Origin of the sequence: Marinobacter zhanjiangensis, from assembly GCF_014651935.1 — a bacterium.
Lineage (GTDB): Bacteria > Pseudomonadota > Gammaproteobacteria > Pseudomonadales > Oleiphilaceae > Marinobacter > Marinobacter zhanjiangensis.
The window spans coordinates 740,393-764,357 of the sequence record NZ_BMXV01000001.1; the positions used below are offsets into that span (position 1 = coordinate 740,393).

General features: G+C 61.0%; 25 protein-coding genes. 15 read left to right on the top strand and 10 right to left on the bottom strand.

The genetic code is table 11. The features are described 5' to 3' along the window. The first annotated feature begins 100 nt into the window (after positions 1 to 100). Both IE079_RS03405 and IE079_RS03410 read left to right on the top strand, forming a co-directional pair. Complete coding sequence (locus IE079_RS03405; protein WP_189572765.1) at positions 101 to 1,213, top strand: NADH:flavin oxidoreductase; 1,113 nt, start codon at positions 101 to 103, stop codon at positions 1,211 to 1,213. A 225-nt stretch (positions 1,214 to 1,438) separates the two neighbouring features. Next, complete coding sequence (locus IE079_RS03410) at positions 1,439 to 2,794, top strand: dicarboxylate/amino acid:cation symporter (protein ID WP_189572767.1); 1,356 nt, start codon at positions 1,439 to 1,441, stop codon at positions 2,792 to 2,794. A 14-nt stretch (positions 2,795 to 2,808) separates the two neighbouring features. Here the strand turns inward: IE079_RS03410 and IE079_RS03415 are convergent, their stop codons facing one another. After that, positions 2,809 to 4,401, bottom strand: a complete 1,593-nt coding sequence (locus tag IE079_RS03415) for a BCCT family transporter (RefSeq protein WP_189572769.1) — start codon at positions 4,399 to 4,401, stop codon at positions 2,809 to 2,811. A gap of 99 nt (positions 4,402 to 4,500) precedes the next feature. Next, positions 4,501 to 5,856: an MBL fold metallo-hydrolase gene (locus IE079_RS03420; RefSeq protein ID WP_189572771.1), complete on the bottom strand. Its 1,356-nt coding sequence runs from the start codon at positions 5,854 to 5,856 to the stop codon at positions 4,501 to 4,503. Positions 5,857 to 6,105: 249 nt separating this feature from the next. Here IE079_RS03420 and IE079_RS03425 point away from each other — a divergent pair, with 249 nt between their 5' ends. Next, positions 6,106 to 6,687 carry an exopolysaccharide biosynthesis protein gene (locus IE079_RS03425; protein ID WP_189572774.1) on the top strand — a complete coding sequence of 194 codons (582 nt, stop codon included), beginning with the start codon at positions 6,106 to 6,108 and terminating at the stop codon, positions 6,685 to 6,687. Here the strand turns inward: IE079_RS03425 and IE079_RS03430 are convergent. Beyond that, positions 6,684 to 7,688: an alpha/beta fold hydrolase gene (locus IE079_RS03430; protein WP_189572777.1), complete on the bottom strand. Its 1,005-nt coding sequence runs from the start codon at positions 7,686 to 7,688 to the stop codon at positions 6,684 to 6,686. The genes IE079_RS03425 and IE079_RS03430 overlap by 4 nt on opposite strands. A 227-nt stretch (positions 7,689 to 7,915) precedes the next feature. Here IE079_RS03430 and IE079_RS03435 point away from each other — a divergent pair, with 227 nt between their 5' ends. From IE079_RS03435 to IE079_RS03445, 3 genes are all read left to right on the top strand, one after another. After that, positions 7,916 to 9,076, top strand: coding sequence for an MFS transporter (locus IE079_RS03435; protein WP_227712278.1), 1,161 nt, complete (start codon positions 7,916 to 7,918; stop codon positions 9,074 to 9,076). A gap of 71 nt (positions 9,077 to 9,147) precedes the next feature. Further along, positions 9,148 to 9,351, top strand: coding sequence for a 2-hydroxymuconate tautomerase family protein (locus IE079_RS03440; RefSeq protein WP_189572782.1), 204 nt, complete (start codon positions 9,148 to 9,150; stop codon positions 9,349 to 9,351). 9 nt (positions 9,352 to 9,360) lie between these two features. After that, positions 9,361 to 10,398 (top strand): sodium:calcium antiporter, encoded by a 1,038-nt coding sequence (locus IE079_RS03445; RefSeq protein ID WP_189572785.1) that lies wholly within the window; start codon positions 9,361 to 9,363, stop codon positions 10,396 to 10,398. Positions 10,399 to 10,462: 64 nt separating this feature from the next. On the opposite strand, the gene IE079_RS03450 is transcribed toward IE079_RS03445, so the two are convergent. Beyond that, entirely contained in the window at positions 10,463 to 10,963 is a 501-nt protein-coding gene (locus IE079_RS03450; protein ID WP_189572788.1) for a hypothetical protein, read from the bottom strand. A 189-nt stretch (positions 10,964 to 11,152) separates the two neighbouring features. Here IE079_RS03450 and dkgB point away from each other — a divergent pair, with 189 nt between their 5' ends. Continuing rightward, positions 11,153 to 11,962, top strand: coding sequence for a 2,5-didehydrogluconate reductase DkgB (dkgB, locus tag IE079_RS03455; protein ID WP_189572791.1), 810 nt, complete (start codon positions 11,153 to 11,155; stop codon positions 11,960 to 11,962). An 18-nt stretch (positions 11,963 to 11,980) separates the two neighbouring features. On the opposite strand, the gene IE079_RS03460 is transcribed toward dkgB, so the two are convergent. Together IE079_RS03460 and IE079_RS03465 are read right to left on the bottom strand one after the other, a co-directional pair. Continuing rightward, positions 11,981 to 12,481 (bottom strand): methylated-DNA--[protein]-cysteine S-methyltransferase, encoded by a 501-nt coding sequence (locus IE079_RS03460; RefSeq protein WP_189572794.1) that lies wholly within the window; start codon positions 12,479 to 12,481, stop codon positions 11,981 to 11,983. Between the two features lie 29 nt (positions 12,482 to 12,510). Further along, positions 12,511 to 13,977 carry an AlkA N-terminal domain-containing protein gene (locus tag IE079_RS03465; protein WP_227712279.1) on the bottom strand — a complete coding sequence of 489 codons (1,467 nt, stop codon included), beginning with the start codon at positions 13,975 to 13,977 and terminating at the stop codon, positions 12,511 to 12,513. A 127-nt stretch (positions 13,978 to 14,104) separates the two neighbouring features. On the opposite strand from IE079_RS03465, the gene IE079_RS03470 reads away from it, so the two are divergent. The 5 genes from IE079_RS03470 to IE079_RS03490 all read left to right on the top strand — a co-directional run bounded on the left by IE079_RS03470 (position 14,105) and on the right by IE079_RS03490 (position 17,168). Further along, a complete protein-coding gene (locus tag IE079_RS03470) occupies positions 14,105 to 14,680 on the top strand; it encodes a gamma-glutamylcyclotransferase (RefSeq protein WP_189572797.1) in 576 nt (191 codons plus the stop codon). A 90-nt stretch (positions 14,681 to 14,770) separates the two neighbouring features. After that, a complete protein-coding gene (locus tag IE079_RS03475) occupies positions 14,771 to 15,814 on the top strand; it encodes a serine hydrolase domain-containing protein (protein WP_189572800.1) in 1,044 nt (347 codons plus the stop codon). Between the two features lie 122 nt (positions 15,815 to 15,936). Then, positions 15,937 to 16,224, top strand: a complete 288-nt coding sequence (locus tag IE079_RS03480; protein WP_189572803.1) for a PAAR domain-containing protein — start codon at positions 15,937 to 15,939, stop codon at positions 16,222 to 16,224. Between the two features lie 102 nt (positions 16,225 to 16,326). Continuing rightward, complete coding sequence (locus IE079_RS03485) at positions 16,327 to 16,608, top strand: YebG family protein (protein ID WP_189572806.1); 282 nt, start codon at positions 16,327 to 16,329, stop codon at positions 16,606 to 16,608. Between the two features lie 230 nt (positions 16,609 to 16,838). After that, positions 16,839 to 17,168: a hypothetical protein gene (locus IE079_RS03490; RefSeq protein ID WP_189572808.1), complete on the top strand. Its 330-nt coding sequence runs from the start codon at positions 16,839 to 16,841 to the stop codon at positions 17,166 to 17,168. Positions 17,169 to 17,204: 36 nt separating this feature from the next. On the opposite strand, the gene IE079_RS03495 is transcribed toward IE079_RS03490, so the two are convergent. Next, positions 17,205 to 17,537: a DMT family transporter gene (locus tag IE079_RS03495; protein ID WP_189572810.1), complete on the bottom strand. Its 333-nt coding sequence runs from the start codon at positions 17,535 to 17,537 to the stop codon at positions 17,205 to 17,207. Positions 17,538 to 17,597: 60 nt separating this feature from the next. Continuing rightward, complete coding sequence (locus tag IE079_RS03500; RefSeq protein ID WP_189572813.1) at positions 17,598 to 18,266, bottom strand: DNA-3-methyladenine glycosylase I; 669 nt, start codon at positions 18,264 to 18,266, stop codon at positions 17,598 to 17,600. A 195-nt stretch (positions 18,267 to 18,461) separates the two neighbouring features. Between IE079_RS03500 and IE079_RS03505 the strand changes: the two genes are divergently transcribed. The 3 genes from IE079_RS03505 to IE079_RS03515 are packed head-to-tail and all read left to right on the top strand — an operon-like array spanning position 18,462 to position 21,065. After that, positions 18,462 to 20,171: a diguanylate cyclase gene (locus IE079_RS03505; RefSeq protein WP_189572816.1), complete on the top strand. Its 1,710-nt coding sequence runs from the start codon at positions 18,462 to 18,464 to the stop codon at positions 20,169 to 20,171. Between the two features lie 55 nt (positions 20,172 to 20,226). Beyond that, entirely contained in the window at positions 20,227 to 20,664 is a 438-nt protein-coding gene (locus tag IE079_RS03510) for a nucleoside deaminase (RefSeq protein ID WP_189572819.1), read from the top strand. An 8-nt stretch (positions 20,665 to 20,672) separates the two neighbouring features. Continuing rightward, on the top strand, positions 20,673 to 21,065 hold the full coding sequence (locus tag IE079_RS03515; protein ID WP_189572822.1) for a hypothetical protein: 393 nt from the start codon (positions 20,673 to 20,675) through the stop codon (positions 21,063 to 21,065). A 72-nt stretch (positions 21,066 to 21,137) separates the two neighbouring features. On the opposite strand, the gene IE079_RS03520 is transcribed toward IE079_RS03515, so the two are convergent. Together IE079_RS03520 and IE079_RS03525 are read right to left on the bottom strand one after the other, a co-directional pair. Continuing rightward, entirely contained in the window at positions 21,138 to 22,400 is a 1,263-nt protein-coding gene (locus IE079_RS03520; protein WP_189572826.1) for an esterase/lipase family protein, read from the bottom strand. Positions 22,401 to 22,495: 95 nt separating this feature from the next. Beyond that, the gene (locus IE079_RS03525; protein ID WP_227712280.1) at positions 22,496 to 23,833 is read right to left on the bottom strand and encodes a diguanylate cyclase domain-containing protein; all 1,338 of its coding nucleotides are present in this window, start codon (positions 23,831 to 23,833) and stop codon (positions 22,496 to 22,498) included. Between the last annotated feature and the right edge of the window lie 132 nt (positions 23,834 to 23,965).

The following is a 23,965-nucleotide window of genomic DNA, read 5'->3' on the forward strand; positions in this document are numbered from 1 at the left end:
ACCCCGATAAAACAAGGTTACCCCCGATAAAAAGGACAGTGATTTATCGCTGCCGTCATGCCCGCCCGACGTTAATACGAATCCAGCAGGAGAATCCCCGATGTCCGTGAATCTCGGCCCCATTTTCGAGCCGTTTGCAATGAAGTCCCTCAAACTCGCCAACCGTGTGGCCATGGCTCCCATGACCCGTAACTTCTCTCCGGGCAATGTACCCAACGACGATGTGGTGGCCTACTACAAGCGTCGTGCCGAGGGTGGCGTTGGCCTGTTGATTACCGAGGGCACGACCGTTAACCATCCGGCCGCCAACGGCTACGAGAACGTACCCTTCTTCCACGGCGAAGAAGCCCTGGCGGGCTGGAAGAAAGTGGTGGATGCGGTTCATGAAGCTGGCGGCAAGATCTTCCCACAGCTGTGGCACGTGGGCGCGGTTCGCAAGGAAGGCATGGAGCCGGACCCGAGCGTGCCGGGCTACGCGCCTTCCGGCATGAACAAGCCGGGCAGGGTGGTCTGCCACGTGATGACCAAGGAGGACATCCAGGACGTCATCAAGGCTTTCGCCGATGCGGCTGCCGACGCCAAGGCCATTGGCTGCGACGGCGTGGAAGTGCATGGCGCCCATGGTTACCTGATCGACCAGTTCTTCTGGGAAGGCACCAACCAGCGTGATGACGAGTACGGCGGCAGCATGGCCAACCGCGAGCGCTTTGCCATTGAGATCATCAAGGCCATCCGCGAACGTGTCGGCCCGGACTTTCCCGTCATGCTGCGCTTCTCCCAGTGGAAGATGCAGGATTTCGACGCCAGGTTGTGCCAGACCCCGGAAGAACTGGATGCCTTCCTCAAGCCTCTGGTCGACGCCGGCGTGGATATCTTCCATGCCTCCACCCGCCGTTTCTGGGAGCCGGAATTCGAGGGGTCCAGCCTGAACCTGGCGGGCTGGGTCAAGAAACTCACCGGTGTACCCACCATGTCCGTGGGTAGTGTCGGTCTGACCGAGGACTTTATCAGCGGCACCTTTGCCAGCAAGCAGGAAGCCGTCTCCCAGTCGGGCATCGACGAGCTGGTTGAGCGGATGAACAACGATGAGTTTGACCTGATCGCTGTTGGCCGCGCCCTGCTACAGGACCCGGAATGGCTGACCAAGGTGAAGGAAGGCCGCACCGGTGAGTTCAAGCCGTTCGCCAAGGCATCCCTGGGCGAGCTTTACTGATCTGTCTTGCCGCTACCGGACCTGGCGCCGGTAGCGGCCCCCCATGATATTCCTCTCTGTTCCCGCCTGTCCCTGCTCTTGCCTCTTGATAGCTGATTCCCGGCCGGTTTTCCGCCAGTCGTGCACCAACCCCGGTATTTTGTATACTGAAAAGCAGTGTTCCCGTTAGTGCCGGGCGAGAACGGCACATCAGGGATGAGACATACTCTACGGAATGGAACCGTTATGCCTGAGCAGAACCCCGATTCCGACAGCCTCTTCAGCCCACGTCCGCTGCGCTACCTGAGTGGCTATCTCAACGGTCTGGTACAGGAGCGACTCTGGCTCAAGGTGCTGATCGGCATGTTTCTTGGCCTGATCACCGGGGTCATTCTGGGGCCCTCGGTCGGTCTGGTTGAGCCGGAAACCGGCGCCACCATCGGCAGCTGGCTGGCATTCCCGGGGCAATTGTTTATTGCCACCATTCAGATGATCGTTATCCCGCTGGTGGTCGCCTCGGTGGTACGGGGCCTGGCGGCCAGTGAAAACCTGGAGCAACTGCGCAAACTGGGCGTGCGGGTAACGCTGTTCTTTGTGGTGACCACGGCGCTGGCCGCCGCTATCGGGCTGTGGATTGGTGGCGTGATCAACCCCGGACGGCTGATGGAAGGCATGCTGGTGGCGGAGGCAGGTGCGCCTCAGGGCGCTGCCGCACTGCCGGCGGTCGGTGACTGGCCGCAAACGCTGATCGGCCTGCTGCCGGGTAATCCGCTCGGGGCCATGGTGCAGGGCCAGATGCTCCAGGTCGTCATCTTCTCGGTGATTATCGGCATTGCCCTGGTAACCATGGCGCCGGCGCAGGCGCGGCCGATGCTGGATTTGCTGGATTCACTGCAGCAGATCTGTATGACCGTGGTGCGCTGGGCCATGCGCCTGGCGCCCTATGCGGTGTTCGGGCTGATGGCCAAACTGACCACCACCATCGGCTTCGGCGCCTTGCTGGGCATGGCTTCCTATGTGATTACGGTGATCATTGGCCTGTTGCTGATGCTGGTGGTCTATCTGGTGTTGCTGCGCACCTTTGGCGGGGTTCGGCCCCGGGAATTTCTCCGCGATTCCCGCGATGTCCTGCTGCTGGCCTTTTCCACCTCCAGTTCCGCCGCCGTCATGCCCCTGTCGATCCGTACCGCGGAAACCAAGCTCCATGTGCGCCCTTCCATTTCCCAGTTCGTTATCCCCCTGGGGGCGACCATCAACATGAATGGCACGGCGTTGTATCAGGCGGTTGCCACGGTGTTTCTGGCCCAGGTCTATGGCATTGACCTGAGCCTTGCCAGCATGGCCCTGGTGGTGGCGATGGCGGTGGGAGCATCCATCGGTTCGCCGGCGACGCCGGGGGTCGGTATTGTGATCCTGGCCATGGTGCTGGATACGGTGGGTATTCCGGCCAGCGGCATCGCACTGATCATGGGCGTGGACCGCATTCTGGACATGTGCCGGACGTCCATCAACGTTACCGGCGATCTGGTGGCCTGCCGTCTGATGGAGGCCTGGGCGGAACCACTTCCCGCGGTGGATGATCAGGCCAAGGCCAGCGTCTGAGGGATCCCGGCGTCTCAGTACCGGGTGTCGTCCACATCGTCTTGCAGGCCCCTTCGGTGTTCGTGTTCTTCCAGCATGCGCTGGATCCGCTCACGCAACAGTGCCTGGTGGAGCTCTTCCTGGCGTTGCTCGTTACGCAGGGACTTGAGCAGGGCCGCCGCCATGAAAACCATCAGTACCATGAACGGAAATGCGGCCACGATGGATATGGTCTGCAAGGCCGCCAGCCCGCCGCTCATCAGCAGCACCCCCGCCACCAGTACCTGGATCACGCCCCATAACACCCGCATCCAGCGTTTCGGGCTCAGGGTTCCCTGGCTGGTGAACATGCCCAGCACAAAGGTTGCGGAGTTGGCGGAGGTAATGACGAACAGGATGATCAGCAATAGCACCAGAGGGCCGACAATACCGTTGAACGGCAGGAACTCGAGCATATGGAACAGGCCGGAACTGATTTCCTGGCTGACCGAAGCGGCAATGCCCCCTTGTTCGAACAGCTCGAAATACAACGCCGAGCCGCCAAAGGTAGCAAACCACACAATGCTCAGCAGAACCGGCATGCCGATAACGCCAAGGATGAACTCGCGGATGGTGCGGCCGCGGGAGATACGGGCAATAAAGCTGCCCACGAACGGGGCCCAGGAAAGCCCCCAGGCCCAGTAGAAGATGGTCCACCGTTCCACCCAGTCCTCGCCGGTATAGGGTGTCATGACCAGGCTCATGCCAATGACATTGCCGAAATACTCGCCAATGGCATTGGTCATGGAGGCGGTAATAAAATCGGTGGGTCCGGCGAAGAAAACAAAGCCGAGCAGGGCAGCCGCCAGCAGCATGTTGGCGTCACTGACATAGCGTACACCGCTCTCCAGGGGCATCAGCGCGCACAGCAGGAAGATGACCGAGATGCCACCCAGGATGGTCAGCTGCTGGGTGGTGCCAAACCCGACTCCAGCTACCGAGCCCAGGCCGCTGTTGATCTGGATGATCCCCAGGCCGAGGGTGGTGGCAACGCCAAACACGGTGGAAACCACCGCCAGAATATTGATGGCGTGACCAAAGCCGCCATCCACCCGGTTCCCCATCGTAGACCGGAATGCCTCGCTGATCAGGCCGGGGCGCTGCTGACGAAAACGGACGTAGGCAATGGCCAGACCCACCAGGGCGAAGTTGGCCCACTGGTGAAAACCCCAGTGAAACAGCGAATAGCGCATGCCCAGGCTGGCGGCTTCAGGTGTCTGTGGCGTGGCCAGGCCCAGGGGAGGCAGGTTGTAATGGGTCATCGGTTCGGCAACGCCCCAGAACACCAGGCCCACGCCCATGCCGGCGGAAAAGATCATCCCCAGCCATGCCGGGTAGGGGAACTCGGGGCTTTCGCCATCGGCGCCCAGACGTATGTGCCCGTAGTCAGACAGCCCGACACCAATGCAGAACAACAGGAAGGCGGTGGTAACGAACAGGTACAGCCAGCCAAAGTGTTCAGTGGTAAAGGTCAGGGCCTGGCCGGCGCCGGATGCCAGGTAATCCGGATACCAGACGCCGAGGCCAACGAATGCACCCAACAGCACCAGCGAGCAATAGAATACCCAACCCGGACGATCAGTCACCATGGCCAGACGCTTCCCTTCAAAAACAAACTATTACCGGGAACTCTAGCACTTTCCTGCTTTCCGGGTCAGGCTTATGCCCGCAGCGCACCGATGGACGGCTCAGTCAGTGGCCTTCCAGGCCCCGAAGGAACCAAGGAAGACGTCCACCCGGCTGAATCCGGCCCTCTCCAGTACCGAGGCAGCAATGGTTGCCCGGGCACCACTGGCGCACATCACCGTGTAATGCCGATTCCGGTCGAGCTGATCCAGCGTTTGAGGAAGCTCGCCCACATAGGCATGAACAGAGCCTTCAATGGACTCTTGCCGGTATTCCTTTATGCTCCGCACATCCAGAATCTGCCAGTCGTCCGGAGGATTCCGGAAGCGTTCCCGGATGTCGTCCACGTGCATGACCGGAAGTGAATGGAAGGGCAGCCCTCCGGCAGACCATTCGGGCATGTCGGTGGTAAGAAACCCCTCCAGGTTGTCCACGCCAATCCGGATCAGGTGTTGTGAAGCAACCCGGGCCTGGGCGGGATCAGCGGCCACCAACACCACCGGTTGCCCGGGTTCGATATACCAACCGGCGAAGGCGGGGATCATGGGGGCCGGGATTGCCAGGCTGCCGGGCAGGTGGGAACCGAGAAAAGCACTGACGGTACGGGTATCCACAATCACTGTCTTTTCCGGAAGGCTGCGGAATTCGTCAGGAGAAAGCGGGACCGGGGTGGTGATCCGGGGCGCAGGGTCTGCGCCCGTCAGGTTCAGCTTCTCCATCAGCCGGAAGTAGGGTGGCTGGTAATGATGCTCGGCGATTTTCGCCTTGATAAACTGCTCTCTTGAACTGATTCGGAGCTTGTCGTTGTACTTGCGCTCATACCCAAGCGACGAGAATTCCCGGTCAGCCATACTGTCACCACATACGGAACCGGCACCGTGAGCGGGGTAGAGCAGTGCCTGGTCACCCAGGGCCAGGATTTTGCGAAGGCTGTCGTAGAGCAGGCCAGCCACTTCCTCGGCCCGGTCCGGATAGAAATCGGTCCGACCCACATCGCCGATGAACATTGCATCACCGGTGAATACGCCGACGGCATCATCACCGAAATCGGTATCGAACACGGCGAAGGAAAGGCTGTCGTCAGTATGGCCGGGCGTTTCCAGCACCTCCACCCTGAGGTTGCCGAACTCGAAGGTGTCCCCTTCGTGAGTGGTGTCTGCATAGGCCACATTACCGGCCGCGTTGGGACCGTGGAGCACCCGCGCCCCGGTCAGCTTCGCCAGCACGGGAGCGCCGGAGATCAGATCCTCATTACGGTGGGTCTCGAATATATGGGTTATACGGCAACCGGCTTTGACGGCCTCTTCCACGTAGATCTCGCAGTCCCTGCGAGGGTCCACCACAAAGGCGTGGCCGTCATTCCCTACCAGATACGAGAGATGGGAAAGTCCTTCCGATTTGATCTTGTTGATGAACATGGGAGTCTCCTGATGATGTTCATGTACCTCTGATCAGGATTAGCACACAACAGTGGGAGTGAGGGGCAAGCAAGATTACGGTTTTGCAGGGAAAGGTCGACAAATCTGCCATGGCCCCAACGAACGCCAGCGTGCAATCATGCTCCGCCAGAATCCCGGGCAGGCGACCCGTGTTTCAAGGTGCATTGCCCGACCCTTGCCGGTATCGTAACCTTTCATGCATGTTCGGACTTCTCAAGTGCCAGACCAATGAGTGACCCCGCCAACCTGCAACAGGTTCTGGACCGCATCAGCCAGTCAGCTCTCGGGCATCGCCGGGTCACTTTTGGCGATATCATCGATACTGTCGGCAGCCGTTCATTCGGCCCGGTGCTGATGACGATCGGAATTCTGCTGCTGTCGCCAATCAGTGGCATACCCGGTGTGCCTACCCTGAGCGGCCTGTTGATCCTGTTCATTTCCGCGCAGATCCTGATTCTCAATGAAGGCTTCTGGCTGCCTGCCTGGATTCTGGAGCGCCCTCTGCCCAGCGATAAACTGCTCAAAGGCATCCGCTTTCTGGAGCCGGCCGCCCATTTTATCGACGCCCGGCTGCATGCCCGGCTGACGCCGGTGGTGCGGGGCCCGGGCAGCTATTTGCTGGGTAGTGTCTGTATGGTGATTGCCTGTGCCATGCCGCTGATGGAAATCATCCCCTTTTCCGCCACCGCTGCCGGCTTCGCGCTGGCGGTGTTCGGTCTTGCCATGATTTCGCTGGACGGGCTTCTGGCCTTGCTGGGGCTGATGTTCACTGCGGCCATTGCCACGCTGATTCTGGTCAATGTGCTCTAGAAGATCCCATCATCGGCCCGGGGTGTGGTGTCTGCGAGAAAGTTGAGAATGGCTTCGTTGACGGCCTCCGGCGCTTCCTGCTGAATCCAGTGGCCGTAGTCATCCAGCAGTTCCATCCTCAGGTCCGGAACCCGTGGCGCCATCATCCGTTCCAGCTCTTCACGGTCTGCCCTCGCCAGGGCGTTATCCCGTGTGCCCGCAAGGAACAGGGTGGGGCACCGGACCATGTGGTCTGCGTAGGGCGCCATCAGCTCCCAGTTGCGGTCGATATTGCGATAGTAATTCAGGCCGCCGGCAAAGCCACTGCGGCGAAAGGTCTGCTCGACATAATCCAGGTCGGCGTCAGTCAGCCAGTCGGGCGCTTGCAAGGGTCTGCCCAGCCGCTCCAGCCAACCGCCGCCCCCTTCCAGAGTCTTACCGAGCTTGGGCTTCTCACGGGGTGTTTCCGGTGAGCAATAGAGGCGCTCCAGAATCGCGCGCGGGTCATTGTCGAAGGCCGCCTCCGCCTTGCCTGGCGCCTGGAAGTAGAGCTGATAGAAGAAGCGTTCGCCGAATTGTTGCCTGAGCGCCTTGGTGGGAGCAATGGTTGTGCGGGGGCGGAGCGGCACGCTGAGGATCACCAGCCGCTGCACGGCATCGGGGTATTGCAGGGCAAAATTCCAGGTGTTGATGGCGCCCCAGTCGTGCGCAATGATCGTGGCGGGTGTGCCGCCAAAGCGATTGCTCAGGGCCAGCAGGAACTCGCTGATGCGTAGCGCATTATAGTCTTCCATGGCGGGCAACGGATCCGTTTCGCCAAACCCTGGCATGTCGGGAGCTATGGCCTGGTAGCCGGCATCCGCCAGCGCCACCATCTGCGAGCGCCAGGAATACCAGCACTCCGGCCAGCCGTGAATGAGCAATATGGCCGGACCAGTGCCCAGCGTGGCTACGCGTGTGTTGAGGCCATCTATGGCGACGTGTTCCAGGCGTATGTTGTCGACACTGTGTTTTCCGGTCATCGATGGCCTCTCTGCCTTGTGACGGGTTTTCGGGAGTTGGTTTTGTCAGAGTCTACGGTCAGCAGTGTCATTCGGCTACTGGCAACGGCAGCCTTCAGTGGCGAAACCTCCGGATGGCGATGGTTCCGCATCGGCGCCGGAATTGACAAATTTTGCCGGCCTACCAATAGTGTTGGCATGATCAATATACCGTTCATGATTGCCAGTCTGCCGGAATGAAAGGCCCTGTGAGGCTTCAGAACCGGGCCCTGATCGCCATTGTACTGGCCCAGTTCATGGCAACCTCCCTCTGGTTTACCCCCAATGCGGTTATGCCCGGCCTGATGGCGGCCTGGTCGGCAACCACCGGGGAAATCGGTGCACTGACCAGTGCCGTGCAGCTGGGGTTTATCCTGGGCACCCTGCTTTTCGCTTTGTCGGGGCTAGCGGACCGCTGGCGGGCCAGTCGTATTTTCCTGGCCAGTGCCCTGGCCGGTGCCATGGCCAATGGTCTGTTCGTGTTGTCCGATGGGCCGGATGCCGGAATGGTGTGGCGTTTCGTGACCGGACTCAGTCTGGCCGGCATCTACCCGGTGGGCATGAAACTGGTTGCCAGCTGGGCACCGGAGCGAAAGGGCCTGGCCCTGGGCTGGCTGGTGGGCATGCTGACGCTGGGAACCGCCTTTCCGCACCTGATGCGGTCGCTGAGCCTGGGCTGGGGCTGGCAGCCAGTAGTGTTGGCATCCTCGGTACTGGCGGTGCTGGCGGGCGTGATGATAGCGATCCTGGGCGATGGCCCTGGCCTGCCGGCCACCGGCCGCTTTGATTGGGGCGGTGTGTTGAGAGCGTTTCGCCAGCCCCGGTTCCGGGCTGCAGCGCTGGGCTATTTTGGTCACATGTGGGAGCTCTATGCGGTGTGGGCGCTGGCGCCCCTGCTGGTGGCTCACAGCCTGGGGCAGGTGGCGGTGGACTCACCGTTGGTGCCCGCCGCCAGTTTCGCCTTTATCGCTGCCGGCACCCTGGGCTGTGTGCTCGGGGGCATGCTCAGTCGCCGTATAGGCAGTGCCCGGGTGGCCTTCATCGCCCTGTCGGTGTCGGGCCTGATGTGCCTGGTCTGGCCCTGGCTGGCGGCATTGCCAACCTGGCTGTCGCTGTCGCTGCTTTTCATCTGGGGCATGGCGGTTATTGCCGACTCGCCCCAGTTCTCTGCGCTGGCGGCGGAAGCCGCCCCCGGTGAGTCCGTGGGCAGCTCCCTGGCCATCATGAACAGCATTGGCTTCCTGCTGACGGTGTTTTCCATACAACTGACCGCCGGCTTATGGAGTGAACTGGGAACCGGCGTCACCTGGTTACTGGTCATCGGTCCCGTGCTGGGGCTGGTTTCTCTGATGCCCCTTTGTCGTCGCTGATGATCGGTTGCCTATAACCGGGCAAGGGGGCACGATATGAGGCCTTACCACCAAGACGAGGGAGCGGATCCGTGCCATACGTTAACATCAAGATCACCGACGAGAATGTGTCAGCGGAAGACAAGAAAGCGCTGATCGAGGGGGCAACGCAGCTGTTACAGGACGTGCTCGGCAAGAACCCGGCCACCACCGTGGTGGTTATCGACGAAGTGAATACCGACAACTGGGGCATTGGCGGCGAACAGGTAACCCATCGTCGTCAACGTGGGCAGTAGGAAACGATTTTGATACCGCTGGATCCCGCAGTCTGGAGCCTGACCCACGCGCTGATCGTTTTCGGCGTGTGTGCCGCTGTCATCGCCATCGTTGGTACCCGCATCACCGGTGTGGTGGACCAGCTGGCGGACCGGACCGGTATTGGTGAGGCCGCTGCCGGGGCCGTTCTGCTGGGGGCGGCCACCTCCGTCGGTGGCTCGGTGCTGTCGGTGACGGCGGCCTGGAATAATCACCCGGAACTGTCGGTCAGTAATGCGCTCGGCGGCATCGCGGTACAGACGTTCTTCCTGGCGGTGGCCGATATGTTTTACCGTCGGGCCAACCTTGAGCACGCGGCTGCATCGGTTCCCAACCTGATGCAGAATGGCCTGCTGATCTGTCTGCTGGCCATGATCATGCTGGCGCCGTTGACCCCGGACATCACGATATGGGGCATCCACCCCGTGACGCCATTGCTGTTCGGGTTCTACCTGTACGGCATAAACCTGGTGCACAAGAGCTCTGAGTCGCCCATGTGGCGGCCCTTCCAGACCCGGGAAACCCGGGAGGATGTCCCCGACGACGACACCGCCACCATGCCTTCCATGGTCCGTCTATGGGGAGAATTCCTCATCATGATGGCCATTCTCGGGTTTGCCGGCTGGGCGCTGGAGCCTTCGGCCACTGTCATCGCACAGGAAAGCGGACTGGGTCAGACGGTCATTGGTGTTCTGCTGACAGCGATCAGCACGTCGATCCCGGAGCTGGTGACTTCCGTAGCGGCGGTCCGGCGCGGTGCTCTAACCCTGGCAGTGGGTGGCATTATTGGTGGCAACGCTTTCGATACGCTGTTTACCGCCGCCTCGGACATCGCCTACCGCAAAGGCTCCATTTACCACGCCATGAGTGAAGATGCCGAGTTCTGGGTGGCGTTAACGCTGCTGATGTCCGGCATACTGATCATGGGCCTGATCCGCCGTGAACGCCATGGCATCGGGCACATTGGGGCCGAGAGCATGGCGGTGCTGGTGCTGTACATTGGCGGGGTGTTGCTGCTGTTCTACTGACTGCTGTCCGGGGCCGGATTTGCTCTGCCCATGACGCCGCCGAAGGCATCCTGGCCGCAGAGGTCTACTCTTCCCCGGCGGGGGGCCCTGTTTCTTCCAGACCGGAGGCCCGGTGTAACCGGACAAGCCTGCTGACCGCATTGTCGTTGCAGGAGATGGTGCGGCTCCGGCCCCGGCTTTCGAGGGTGATGCCGATTTCCTCCAGGGTTTCCGGGCGGCTTTCGTCCAGGTAGTGGAAGGCGGTGTAGTGGATGCCCCTGTGCTGCCAGCTCAGAGTGTTTTCGATCACCTGGAAGCGCTGGCTGTACCCCGCCGTGAAGGTGTCGCCCAGTGCCCCTGTCAGCTGGTAGGCGTCGATGCCCGGCGCCTGCCAGTGCACAGTCAGCTGCGCCTGATCCCGGCAGATGCGGACGTCTTCCGCGCCGGCAGGGCAGTGGAAAACCGTGTCGCAACTGGCAAAGTCGTCGTCGGCCTCAGCCTCGGCGTCGTCCCCGTTGCTTGCACAACCCTGCAATGCCAGGGAGATCACACAGAGTGTGCCGATACGGATCATTCCCTGCTTCATGTCTGTCTTCATTATCGTCTGATGTCTCGGGTGTCGGGTCGTCCGTAAGCCGGATGTGTCCTGACAGGCTGGCCTTGCAGAACTGATCGGTGTGCCCCATCGTAGGTTTGAGGGTCAGCGAATTCACCAAACGAGACACTAGTCCAGCGATTCTGCAGAATCAACCGGTTTCAGCGACAGGAGGACACCATGGCGTTCGACGCATTACCCCCCATTGGCATGGGCACATTTCGTCTGAAGGGCGATGATGCCCGGGAGGCGGTTCGCAGCGCCCTGTCCCTGGGCTATCGTCATATCGATACGGCGCAGATGTATGGTAACGAGGCCGCCGTTGGCGATGGCATTACCACCAGCGGCATTCCCCGTCGCGATATTTTTATTACCACCAAGATCTGGTTTGACCGCCTCGGTCGCAGTGAACTGATCAACAGCCTGCAGGCCAGCCTGCAGAAGCTGAAGACGGATCACGTGGACCTGGCACTGATCCACTGGCCCTCACCGGGCGATGAAGTGCCCATGGAAGAGTACCTGACCGCGTTGCGGGACGCCCAACGGGAAGGGCTGACCGACCACATCGGCATATCCAACTTCACCTGTGCCCAGATGGACCAGGCCCGCGACATCCTGGGGGATACCCCCATATTCACCAACCAGGTGGAAGTGCATCCGTTCCTCACCAACCTCAAGGTGGTGGACCATGCCCAACGTCTGGGCATTCCGGTCACCGGTTACATGCCACTGGCCGTCGGCAAAGTGATGGAGGATGACACCCTGCAGCAGATCGGCAGGGCCCACAACGCCACGCCGGCCCAGATTGCCATTGCCTGGTGCGTAGCCCGCGGAGTGGTGCCGATTCCATCGTCTACGCGGCCCAGACACCAGACACAGAACCTGGACGCCCTGAAGATCGAGCTGACGGACGACGAGGTCCGCGCCATCAACGCTCTGGACCGGAACGAGCGTATCGCCAACCCGGACTTCGCCCCCGACTGGGACTGAGCAGAGCGGGGCAGACCGTCACCGGTCCATGTGCGCCTGCTCATGGGCCAGCAGCCACTGCTTCCGCTCAACGCCACCGGCGTAACCGGTCAGCGAGCCGTTGGCGCCGATCACCCGGTGGCAGGGCACAATAATACCGATAGGATTGCGGCCATTGGCCAGCCCCACGGCCCGGGAAGCGTTCTGGTTGCCAATCCGCCTGGCCAGTTGGCCATAGGTCTGCGTCTGGCCGTAAGGAATCTCCTGCAGGGCTGCCCAGACCGTTTTCTGGAACCGGGTTCCGGCCCCCGCCAGGGGCAGGTCGAACTGCTGTCGTTCTCCTCGGAAATAGGCGGTCAACTGTTCCAGGGCCTCCCGAAAGCACTGATCGTCACGAAGCCAGTCATCACCGATGGTGGGCCGAGTGGCCTGCTGTTCCATGTGCAATCCGGTAATGGCGACACCATCGCCGGTGATCAGCAGGGTACCGATGGGTGAGTCCAGCTCGGTGTAGTAGACCGTGCCTGTCTGTGGGTGCATGGTGTGGTCCTCCATCCTGTTTGATCCGACTATCCGCCCTGGCCCAGGCCGTGCCAAACGTGGCATGCGACATAGGCGCGCCAGGGCCGCCATTGTTGTGAGCGCTTTTCCAGCTCCGCCGGTTTGTCAACGCCGGTGCCCCTGAGCAGCCCCAGGTCTGACCCCGGAAACGCATCAGGGTCGCCCAGGGCTCGCATGGCAATGTACTCAGTAGTCCAGGGGCCGATGCCCGGCAACGCCAGCAACTGTTGCCGGGTCTTCTCCCGATCCGCGGAAGCGGTCAGGCGCAGTGAGTCATCAGCCGCTGCCCGTGCCAGGGCAAGCACGGTGTCAGCCCGCCGGCGTGTGAGTCCACAGTCCAGCAGATCCTGCTGCGACAGGCCGGCGATACGCTCCGCCGTGGGCGACAATCGATCCAGGCCCGGAAAGGGGGTGTCCATGGGCTCCCCGAAGCGTTCCACGATACGCCGGAACACGGTGGTAGCTGCCTTCACGGAAATCTGCTGGCCCAGGATCGCCCTCAGTGCCAGCTCAAAACCGTCCAGGGTGCCGGGCAGTCGCAGCCCGGGTGTTTGCCGCACCAGGGGCGCGAGCTGTTCATCCCCTTCCAGGCAGCGGACAATGCCCCGGGGATCCGCATCCAGATCGAACAGCTGCCGCAGCGGTTGCTGTAGCGCCGGCAGGCAGTGGAGCAGGGACGAGGAGAGCCGCACCTGCAGCACGTTATCCGCCACTGGCCGTGCCGCCAGCCAGCCGGTTGCCCCGCCAACACGCAGGGTGCGGACGTAGTGGCCGTCCACCAGCCCCTGAGTGTGACCATCCGACCGGCTGACAAGAAACATCGTCAACGCTTCCCAGGCCAGCGGTGGCCGAAAGCCCAGCCGCAGCGGGATACCTTCCTCCGCCGGAAACGCCCGCGACCGGCGCAGGTTGGAGGGCGTCAGCCCATAGGTCTTGCGGAACACCCGGTTGAACTGGCGGACACTGGCAAATCCGCTGGCAAAGGCCACGTCCACCAGCCGCAGGTCGCTGTCTGTCAGCAATTGCTTGGCTAGCAGCAGCCGGCGGGTGCGGGCGATGGCCAGGGGCGATACCCCGAACTCCGCCATGATCACCCGCCGCACCTGCCGGCTGCTGAGGTGGAACTCGTTCGCAAGGGCGTCCAGCCCGGCCTCTTCCAGGGCGCCGCCGTGAATACGGTCCACCAGGGCCCGTGCCAGCCGCCGGGTGCCGTCCATGGGGGCCAGCCCGGGGGCCAGCTCGGGCCGGCAGCGAAGACAGGGCCGGAATCCGCAATGCTCCGCCAACGCGGCACTGGCAAAGAACCGGCAGTTGCCGGGCCGGGGCCGGATCGCCGGGCACACCGGGCGGCAGTATATGCCGGTGCTGCGCACACCCACGTACAGCTGCCCATCGTAGCGGGCATCCCGGGCGTGGACGATCTGATAGCACTGGTCGTCCGAGAGCTTCATGGCAAGGGGCCTGGACTGAGTCATGGAAAGAGCTTAACGCCGGCAGGCAATCTTGTCTGGTCATTTTCGGACATGGACCTGCTGGACGAAACAGGTCCCGCCACGGAGAATGGCAGAATACCCACGAATACCGGGAGAAAACGCGACCCCCATGGCCCAGGACACCACCGAACTGAACCGCCAGAACCACCGCCTGGACCACCTTGATGATGTCTGGCTGTTTGGTTATGGCTCGCTGATCTACAAGGTGGACTTTCCCTACCGGGAACGCCGGGTGGCGAGCATTGATGGCTGGGCCCGGCGTTTCTGGCAGGGCTCCCACGACCACCGGGGCACCCCGGAAGCCCCCGGCCGCGTGGCCACCCTGACTGAAGCCCCGGGGCAAACCTGCGTCGGCATGGCCTACCGGGTATCACCGGACACCTTCGAGCATCTGGACCACCGGGAAAAGAATGGCTACCTGCGCTTTTTCACCCCCATGACATTTGCCGACAAGGGCCATGCGGAAGGGCTGGTCTACGTGGCTGGCCCCGACAACGCGGCCTTTCTCGGCTCCGCACCGCTGGACAAGATGGCGGAACATATCGCCCGCTCTCATGGGCCCAGTGGGGCCAATGCGGATTATCTGGTGCACCTGGCCAAGGCACTGAAGGACCTGGGTGCCGAGGATGAGCATGTGTTCGAACTGGCGCGGCGGGTGGAGGATCTCCTGCTGGCAACATCCTGAGTGTCAAAGGGCAGGGCGTTCAGCACCGGGAACATCCATAAACCGGACGCGGTCGTAACCCGAACAGTTCGACAGACAGGATAATAGCCCATGACCCCAGGCCGACGACTCCCGATAATACTGCTTCTTGTGCTGGCGCCCCTGCTGTCTCCGCTTGCCCGGGCCGTGGTTGCACCCGAGAACCGGCTGGACATCGAGGGCTTTGCCGGGCAGGCCCGGAGCCTGGACCGGTTGCATAGTGTGCTGGTGGCAGTGGGCGGCGAGCCGGTGCTGGCGGAGGTACTGCGAGGGCCGGATCTGGACCAGCCAGCCAACATCAAGTCCCTGTCCAAGACTATTATGGCGGCGCTGGTGGGCGTTGCTATCGAGAGGGGCGTGTTCGAGGGTACGGAGCAATCCATCGCAGAGGTGGTCTCCATACCGCCTAATGCGGACGATGGCGTGAGGGAAATCACTGTGGGCAACCTGCTCTCCATGCAGGCCGGCCTGCAACGGACGTCCGGGGAATATTATGGTATCTGGGTCAATAGCAACCACTGGGTCAATCATGCCCTGACCCGCCCCTTCGTGGCCGAGCCTGGCGGCGAGATGCTCTACTCCACCGGTAACTATCACATCCTGTCGGCGGCACTGACCGAAACCACAGGCCGGAGTACCCTGGCACTCGCCCGCTCCTGGCTTGGTGAGCCCCTGAATATCACCATACCGCGATGGCCCAGGGATCCCCAGGGCATTTACTTCGGTGGCAACGACATGCGCCTGTCGCCGCTGGCACTGCTGGCTATTGGCGAGCTGTATCGCAATGACGGCCGCCATGACGGAGAGCAGGTACTTCCGCAGGATTGGGTTGATACTTCATGGCAGCCCCGTGGCGTATCCCGTTACACGGATGACCACTACGGCTATGGCTGGTTCGTGACTCAGCTCAACGGGCACGATGCCTATTACGGACGGGGCTATGGCGGGCAGATGCTCTACGTAGTGCCATCGCTTTCGGTGACGGTGGTGATGACGTCCGATCCGTCACCACCGTCGTCGCCATCATTCACACAGCGGTTGGACGACCTGATGGAGCGGCACATCCTGCCGGCTGTGGAACGACAGGCCGCGGCTCCGGACGATACCCGGGACTGAGACCGCTGCCCATTCCGATGGGCAGGTTTGCCAACCCGGACATTGGCCGTGCATGTGTCCCCGTATATACTGCTGCTGTTACCATTTCCACATTCACGGACGACAAAGAGAGGTTCCCCAGGATGGGCAAGCCCGCCGCTACACTCAGTTGCTATCACACCTGCCCCGATAAAACCGGCAAGAAAGATCATGTCGGTGGCCCGGTTATCGCCGGATCGTCCAACGTCATGGTGGGTGCCCTGCCAGCTGCCCGGGTTGGCGACAAACTCGCATGCCGCGGCCCCGCGGATACCATCGCCAGGGGTTCCTCGTCCGTTTCCATCAATGGCCAGGCCGCCGCCAGGGTGGGAGACAAGACCGCTCATGGTGGCACCATCGTGGTGGGTAACCCCATGGTGATTATTGGCTGAAGCAGGCTCTGGCACCTGCCACTCGGACGTCCGCCTTGAGGTATCACGATAAATACTGTAAATTCATACAGCATTCATAAATCAATACTGCGAGGCACTACCATGGCGGTACAAGCAGTCTACTTCTCCGATAAGGATGGGCTGGACATGGCACTGAAGCACCCGGAAACCCTGCTGTTCACGAACAAGTCCGATGCGGATGCCCGTGACAAGGTGCTGGAACTTTCCGAGGAAATCCGTGAGTTCCTGTCCCGCAAGGTGGAGGGGCTGGACGAGGAGACCGCAGACCGCTGCGCCCTGGCCATTGCTGAAAACCGGGACCTGTTCCAGAAGGCCCTGAAGAAACCTCAGTTACTCAACGAAGAAGCACCGGCCAGCGACTGAGGCTCAGTGTGTGTGAGGGGGTTGCTCCTCCTCCAGCCATTCTCTGATCAGGTACGCGACCAGACGGGTCGGGAATCGGCGGAAAGCTCGATCAGGCTACTGCGACACCGGTCCGGTTTGTACGACCTCTCGCTTGAAAAACCACCGGCCCCATGGTCGAATACCGTCGGTTGGCCCAGGATGCGACCACGCCTACCCTATAACGAACCAGGCACACTCAGGAGACAGGGATGATCAGGAAGGATCCGGTTCTGGTCCAGGATATTTTCAACCAGGTGTACGAGCTTACCCGCTGGCCCCGGCATGGCGCTGAATCCGGTGCCGAGGCTTTTCCCCATGATCGCGCCTATGCCGTTGAAACCCTTCGCCGTATAGCCCGTAACAGCCGGCAGGATCCGTTTAACTACGCCCTTTATGACGCCTGGCAGCTGGTCCACCAGAAGCCCTGGACCCGGCCACCCAACCTGAATCTTCTGGTGAATGATCTGGCCGATGCCATCCACCGGGGCTGGCTGTTTGCCTATACCGAAGCCTCGGGGATTAGCCGGTCGGTCCGCTAGCGGCCCTGGCCGGGCATTTTGAGTGTCAGGTCCGGTTCAGTGGCCGCCTGCGCCGGAGAACAGGTTGATCACCGCGACGCCCGCCACAATCAGGCTCACACCCGCGATGGCGGCGCCATCCAGTTTCTGGTCAAGAGCCAGCCAGCCCACCAGGGTGATCAGTACCACCCCCAGCCCGGCCCAGATGGCGTAGGCAATGCCCACCGGGATAGCCTTCAGCGACAGGGCCAGGAAGTAGAAGGCCACCGAGTAGCTGGTCACCACGATCAGGGTCGGCCAGAGGCGGGTAAAGCCGTTACTGCCTTTCAGGGCCGAGGTTCCAATGACTTCAGCGACAATGGCCAATGCCAGGAACAGCCAGTATTTCACACAGTGTCTCCTTCAGGGTATCCGGGAACCATCCGGTTTTCACGAGCCAGGGTGCCGGTTTCAGCGTTCGATACTGCAGGACACGATTTTCGACAGGTGGCTGTAGGGCAGGCCGGTTTCCCGGTGCCAGTCATTGAACGCCGCCTGGGCCTGCAACAACCCCTTTTTGCTACCCGGGGAGGCATCCAGCAAGCCTTCCAGGCGTAACACAGCAATAACATCCTGCGACAGGATAAAGCCGTCCCAGCCCACTATGCGCAGGAAGTACTGGGCGGTATTGCCACCCAGGCGGGCGCCATGTCGCTTCAGCCACAGCAGCAGTCCAGCCTGGTCGTCTGACGGCCACTGGGCCAGCATGATGCCGAAACTGCCATATTTCCGCGCGGCCTCAACAATCATGCGGGCGTTCTCGGGCACTGTGCGGATCTTCTGAAGGTTGCGAACGATGCGCTCGTCGCCGGCCAGATCCTCGAGTACCTCCGGCGGAACCTGCTGCCAGTAAAGGGGTACGAAGCCGTCAAAGGCGGCTTCGAACCCGGGCCACTTATTGTCGATTACCCGCCAGACAAAGCCGGCGCGGAACACGCAACGGGTGAGCTCCGCCAGATAGCGGTCGTCACCCTGTCCGATCAGTTGGTCCGGTGTCGCCACCTGTGGCAACAGGGCTTTCAGGCCCGCTGGCCCGCCCTTGCGTATAGCGGCCCGTTCGTGGATTGCAGCAAAACTCATGGTGTTCCCCCATTAGTCAAACGGGACACTAGCCTGAAAAGCGAGACCGGTAAAGGGGGCTCTGGTGTCTTCGGGACAGTCCGTACAAAACTGCCATTGGCTGGTAATTGCGCCGATGCCATGTGTTATTCTGAACAGTAATGTATATGATATATACGGGTTAACACTTGTTCTGACTGCGATGGCGATGAAACCGTGAGTCCCGAGGTACCGGATAAAGGGGTGCTTGAAGCCACCCTGGACACCATCAGAGATGCGGTTCTGATTACCGAGCCGTATCCGGACCCCGTCATTACGTTTGCCAATGCCGCGTTCTACGGCCTGACCGGCTACACCCCACCGGAAGTCATCGGCAAAACGCCAGCGCTGCTGCAAGGCAGTAATACTCCGCCAGACTGGCTGGATATCTTCCGGCAACCGGCCTCTTCCGCAAGTGACGCTCCCGTCGAGATCACCAACTACCACAAGGATGGCACACCGCGACAGCTGGAATGGTCGGTCAGTTCCTGGCCCGCCGGCAAGCCCGCCCAGTACCTGATCGCCGTGCAACGGGATGTGACCGGGCTGCGGGATCTCGAGCGGCATCACTTGCAGCTGCAGGTCCTTGCCCAGATGCAGAAGCTGGTCAGCACCGCCGGTCTCGACCTGCGAGTATTACGGCAGAAGGTGGCGGACGTCGCCCTGGAAGCGACGGGCGCGGAAGCGGCCGTGGTCGAAGAAGCCATTGGGGACGACATGGTCTATACCGCCGTCGCCGGCACGGCGCGCCCGGTCATGGGCCTGAGGTTACCGATTGACGCAAGCCTGTCCGGTATCTGCTACCGGGAGCAAGTGCCCCTTTTATGTCCGGATACGCACCAGGATCCGCGAGTGGCCCGGTCGACAGCCGAAGAGATCGGGTTCCGCTCTGGCCTGCTGGTGCCATTGCTGCATGAGGGGCATTGCTTTGGTGCCCTGAAAGTGTACTCCAGCTGGCCGCATGCCTTCCGGCAGGATCAGCTGGAACTGCTGGAAATGGCCAGCCAGGTGCTGACTGCCTCGCTCCATGATGCCCGTCAATTCAAGCGTGAACAGGAACGACGCACGCTGCTGGTGGACTCCCTGCCCCTGCTTATCTCCTTTATCGACGACGACTACCGCTACCGGGAGATCAACGCGGCCTACACGCGCTGGTTCGGCCTTGAACCCGACAGGTTGCTTGGCCAGAAGGTTGTTGACGTGCTGGGCCAGGAGGCGTTCGACAATATTCGCGGCTACATGTCGGCCGCATTGGCCGGAGATCAGGTCCGGTTCGAAACCACGGTGCCCTATGCCCTTGGTGGCACCCGACCGGTGGAGGCGGAGTACATTCCGGTGCGGGACGGCGAAGGCCACGTGTCGGGGTTCTACGCTCTGGTGCGGGATATCAGCGAGCGTAAAAGCGCGGAACGGGACTATCTGACCCGGGCCTATAATCGTCGCGGTTTCGATCAGCACATGGAGACCGCATTTGCCACCGCCAGTCGATACGGTCGCCCGCTTTCTCTGCTGTTCCTGGATATTGATAATTTCAAGCCGGTTAACGACCAGTGCGGCCACGCGGTCGGCGACAGGATATTGCAGAAGGTTGCGAGCCTGTTGATGGGGCTGGCCCGGGAAAGTGACACCGTCTGCCGGTGGGGTGGCGAGGAGTTTGCCGTGCTGGTACCGGAAACCGGACTCGCGGAAGCCACCGAGCTGGGCGAGCGGCTCAGAAAAGCCATCGCCACCGACGTGAAATCGCCCCTGGGACCGATCACTGTCAGTATTGGCGTGGTGGAACGTCGCCCCAGGGAATCCAGGAAGCAGTTAGCCCACCGGGCGGATAAGGCTCTCTACCGGGCCAAGGAACTTGGCCGTGACCGGGTGGAGGCCTCGGGGTCCTGACTCTGACCCGGCCTGTGCTATCTTCAATATAAATCCTTTATGTTACGGAGGCAGCATGGATCGGTTTATGGAGCTGGCGATGGCCGAGGCCGAGAAAGGGCTGGCGGAAGGCGGTATTCCCATTGGTTCCGTGCTGGTGTGCGATGGCAAGGTACTGGGGTCGGGGCGCAACCAGCGGGTACAGCAGGGTAGCTGCATCCGCCATGGCGAAATGGACGCCCTGGAAAACGCCGGCCGTCACCCGTCGGACGTCTATGCCCGCTCGACCCTGTACACCACTCTCTCGCCCTGCGCCATGTGCTCAGGTGCCATCCTGTTGTATGGCATTCCCCATGTCATTATTGGCGAGAACAGAACCTTTCAGGGGGAGGAAGATCTCCTCCGGAGCCGTGGTGTGGAGCTGGAAGTGCTCAACGAGCCGTCCTGCATCGACATGCTGGAAGGGTTTATCCGCGACAACCCCGAACTCTGGAATGAAGATATCGGGGTATAGAGGCTGACATGACTGACATGGCCGGAAACAATACGATTCAGGATGTGATCGCGTACGTGCTTGTGTTTGGCGGCCTGTCGCTGGTCATTCTGATGATCCACCTGTTCTCAGGCACGGCTCACGGGTTGATCAGCAATCTTCTGGCCACGATTCTGGCCGCGTTCTATCTGGTCTGGTACCGGTGGCAGAGCCGACGCCCTGGAATGCCGACGAGGGTAGGTTTCTCCCTCCTTGCCGGATTCTGCGCCATCGTCTTTCTGGTCATCCTGCAGCTATTGGCGCCGCTGATTCCCAATCAGGAATACGCACCGGTGCAGGGGTACCAGGCCCTGGTGGTCTTTGTGCTCAACGCCGGCGCCTTTGCCGGTGTGACCTGGCTTAAAATCCGCTATCGGCATTGAGCGGCAATAGTCATTGAATTCGTTGTAGGTCACCGGGGTATTTTCACTGGCATAGTGATAGTGCCCTGAAGCTTACTGCTCCTCGTCACCCAGCCACTGCACAAGACGGTCGTAGACCTCTTGATGCCCCAGCAGGTCGAAGTGATTCATGCCGTGGAAGACCGCCTGTCGGGACGGCGGAATCCCCAGGGAGTGAGCGTCGTCTTCGTGCTGGCCAAGGGCGCTTGTGATCCGCACGAGACCATCGCCGTGTTCGAAGGCGGGAAGCTTGGCCAGGGCCGACCCCGTGCAAGCTGCCATCGCATAGCAGCGGATGCCGGCGGGCAGGGGCACCGGTTCAACGTTGCCCCCGTCAGCCGGCTGTTCCTCACCACCAATATTACCCTCACGAAGATCCTTGATACCGGCACTACGAATCTTGCCGATACGGCCAAATGGGGCGCTGTAGGGGCTGATGCCCAGGAAATTCTCAAAGCTGTTGCCCACCCGTTCCAGTGCCGACCCGTGGTGGGGCGTACCGAGAAAAACCATCTTCTTGACGTGGGCTGGCCAGTGTTGCCCTTCTTTCTCTGCCCAGCGGCAGGCGCTGCGTGACACCAGCCCGCCCATGCTGTGACCGACAAGGACCAGTTCATCGAGCGTTACCGGCCACTGGCTGACCAGCTGCTCCAGCAGGTCGGCAAATTCGCGACCGCTGTCCGACACCGGGAGGCCGCTGTTGTAACGCAGGTATAGCGGTGTATAGCCGAGATCGCGCTCCAGTGCCTTGCCGTAATTAATCTCATTCCTTTGCCACTGCAGGTCATTCCTGCAGAGGCCGTGGACCAGCACCACCACACGGTTCGACGGCTGCGGGAAGAACGCTTTCAGTGCCTCTCGCTCCAGGGACACTGGCACACCGTCGGACCGGAGCTGGGTGGGTATGGCCAGCGGATTGTCCGTTGCTACCAGGTAGTCGCCCAGCACCCCGTTGAGCACCGATACCGCCGCTTCACGGCCCTGGGAGGTTTGCTGGTCTGATAGCAGTGGCGACAGGTGTTTCAGAGAGACATCGAGGCTCAGCCCCACAAACGATGACACCCGTCGTATATTACGATAGACCATACCGGAGATACCCCGGGTCCGACCTTTGCGCGATTCACCCACAATCGGGGCCAGCCCCGAAATATTGCGATGCATGCTCTCGACGATGTTGGTAACCCCGTCGAAGCCATCGAGAATCAGGCGGCTGGTGCCGACCAGGGTCGCGGATCTGGTCGGGTGGGAGACAGGGCTATCTTCCTGTGCGCTGTCGGAGGCACAGGGACTTTCCCGTTCCGGGGTTGCTGCGGTCATAGCGGTGCCTCTTGTGCATGAGTCAGTGGCCAATGAGATAGACTGGGGTGAAATTCCAATATACGGCATGGTGCGGTGCGGTAGAAGGTATTTGGTCAGTGCGACGTCGTATTGTAAAAATACATCTGGTTCGACCCGGATTTCTTGGCTTTGTACATGGCCTTGTCCGCGGCTTCGACCAATGCGACGGGAGAGGATTCGTCCCGGGGGTAGAAGGCGATGCCAATGCTGGCGGAGATCCTGACAGCCTGTGGCCCGGCCTCGAACGGCATTGCGAGTGAGTCGATAATAGACTGAGCCACACGTTCAACATCGTTACGTTGCCTGATGCCGGTGAGGATCAGGGTAAATTCATCGCCGCCCAGACGGGCAACGGTATCGTCTTCCCTCACACAGTCACCCAGGCGTTCCGCCACGTCACACAGCACGCGGTCCCCTGCTTCGTGGCCAAAAGAATCATTGACCTCCTTGAAGCCATCAAGGTCCATGAACAGTACCGCAAGCGGCAGGCCGCTGCGCCTGGCATGTTTGACTTCCTGTTCCAGGCGATCCAGAAAAAGTCGTCGGTTCGGCAGCCCGGTCAGAAGGTCATGGTGGGCATGGTGCCATATTTTTTCTTCAGCGAGCGCCTGTTCGGTAATATCCCGGAAAATGCAGACAGTCGCTTCCGTGCTACCGTGCTCGTCCAGCACCGGCGCAAGCAGATACTCGAACCGTTCACCCTGGCCAGACGCGAACGTGTGGGTTAACTTGCCCCGGTAGGTGGACTGGTTCGCAATCACCTTTTCCAGTTTACGCTGGAAGTCCGGGGCAAACGGGAAACCGAGATCGAGCATGGAGTTCCCGATGATCGTGCTCACCTCCACCGCAAAAAGATCGGCAGTCGCCTGATTGGCATAAACGAATCGGCCGTTGATATCCAGCACATAAATCGGATCAGGCGATGCCACCAGGATGGCGCCGAACAGCCGGGTCTCCATTTCCTTTACCATCGTATACTGTTCCAGCGATTCCGCGACGGCCTGATCGATGGCTTCATGGAACCGGGTCAGGTCTTCAAGCTGCTCACCGGCAATGGTTGGGTGCGCTTTCGTCCAGAGTGATACCACGCTCGCCCGCAGGGCCCGGAACTCGGACACTGTCTCCATGACGCTGAAGCCGCTGGTCTGCCGTTCCTCGCCGTGCACTTCAGCCCAGGATTCCTCGACATCGTCCGGGCCATGGCCTTCGGATTTGGCGTGCTGCTGGGCGTCACTCTGGTGCGTATCGAGGTCGTCGGCAATCACCAGGAGCATATCCCTGGCGTGGTCTCGCAGCCCGGTTTTGTCCATGTGGCTGGCATGAAGGAGGGTTTCGGCAAAGGCCTCCCAATTCTCAAGAATCGGCTCTATTTCGGCCCGGATGAAGTCTGCCAGTCGCATATCAGTCTGCATCGTTAGTCCTCCACCATGAATACAGTCTAGCCCGGATTTCTCACTGGGGATAAAAGAAAGCGGCTGAAAGTGCTATGGTTTCAAGAGCCTAACCAATCCACCAAGCACCAACAGCCGCTTCCAAAATGGTAC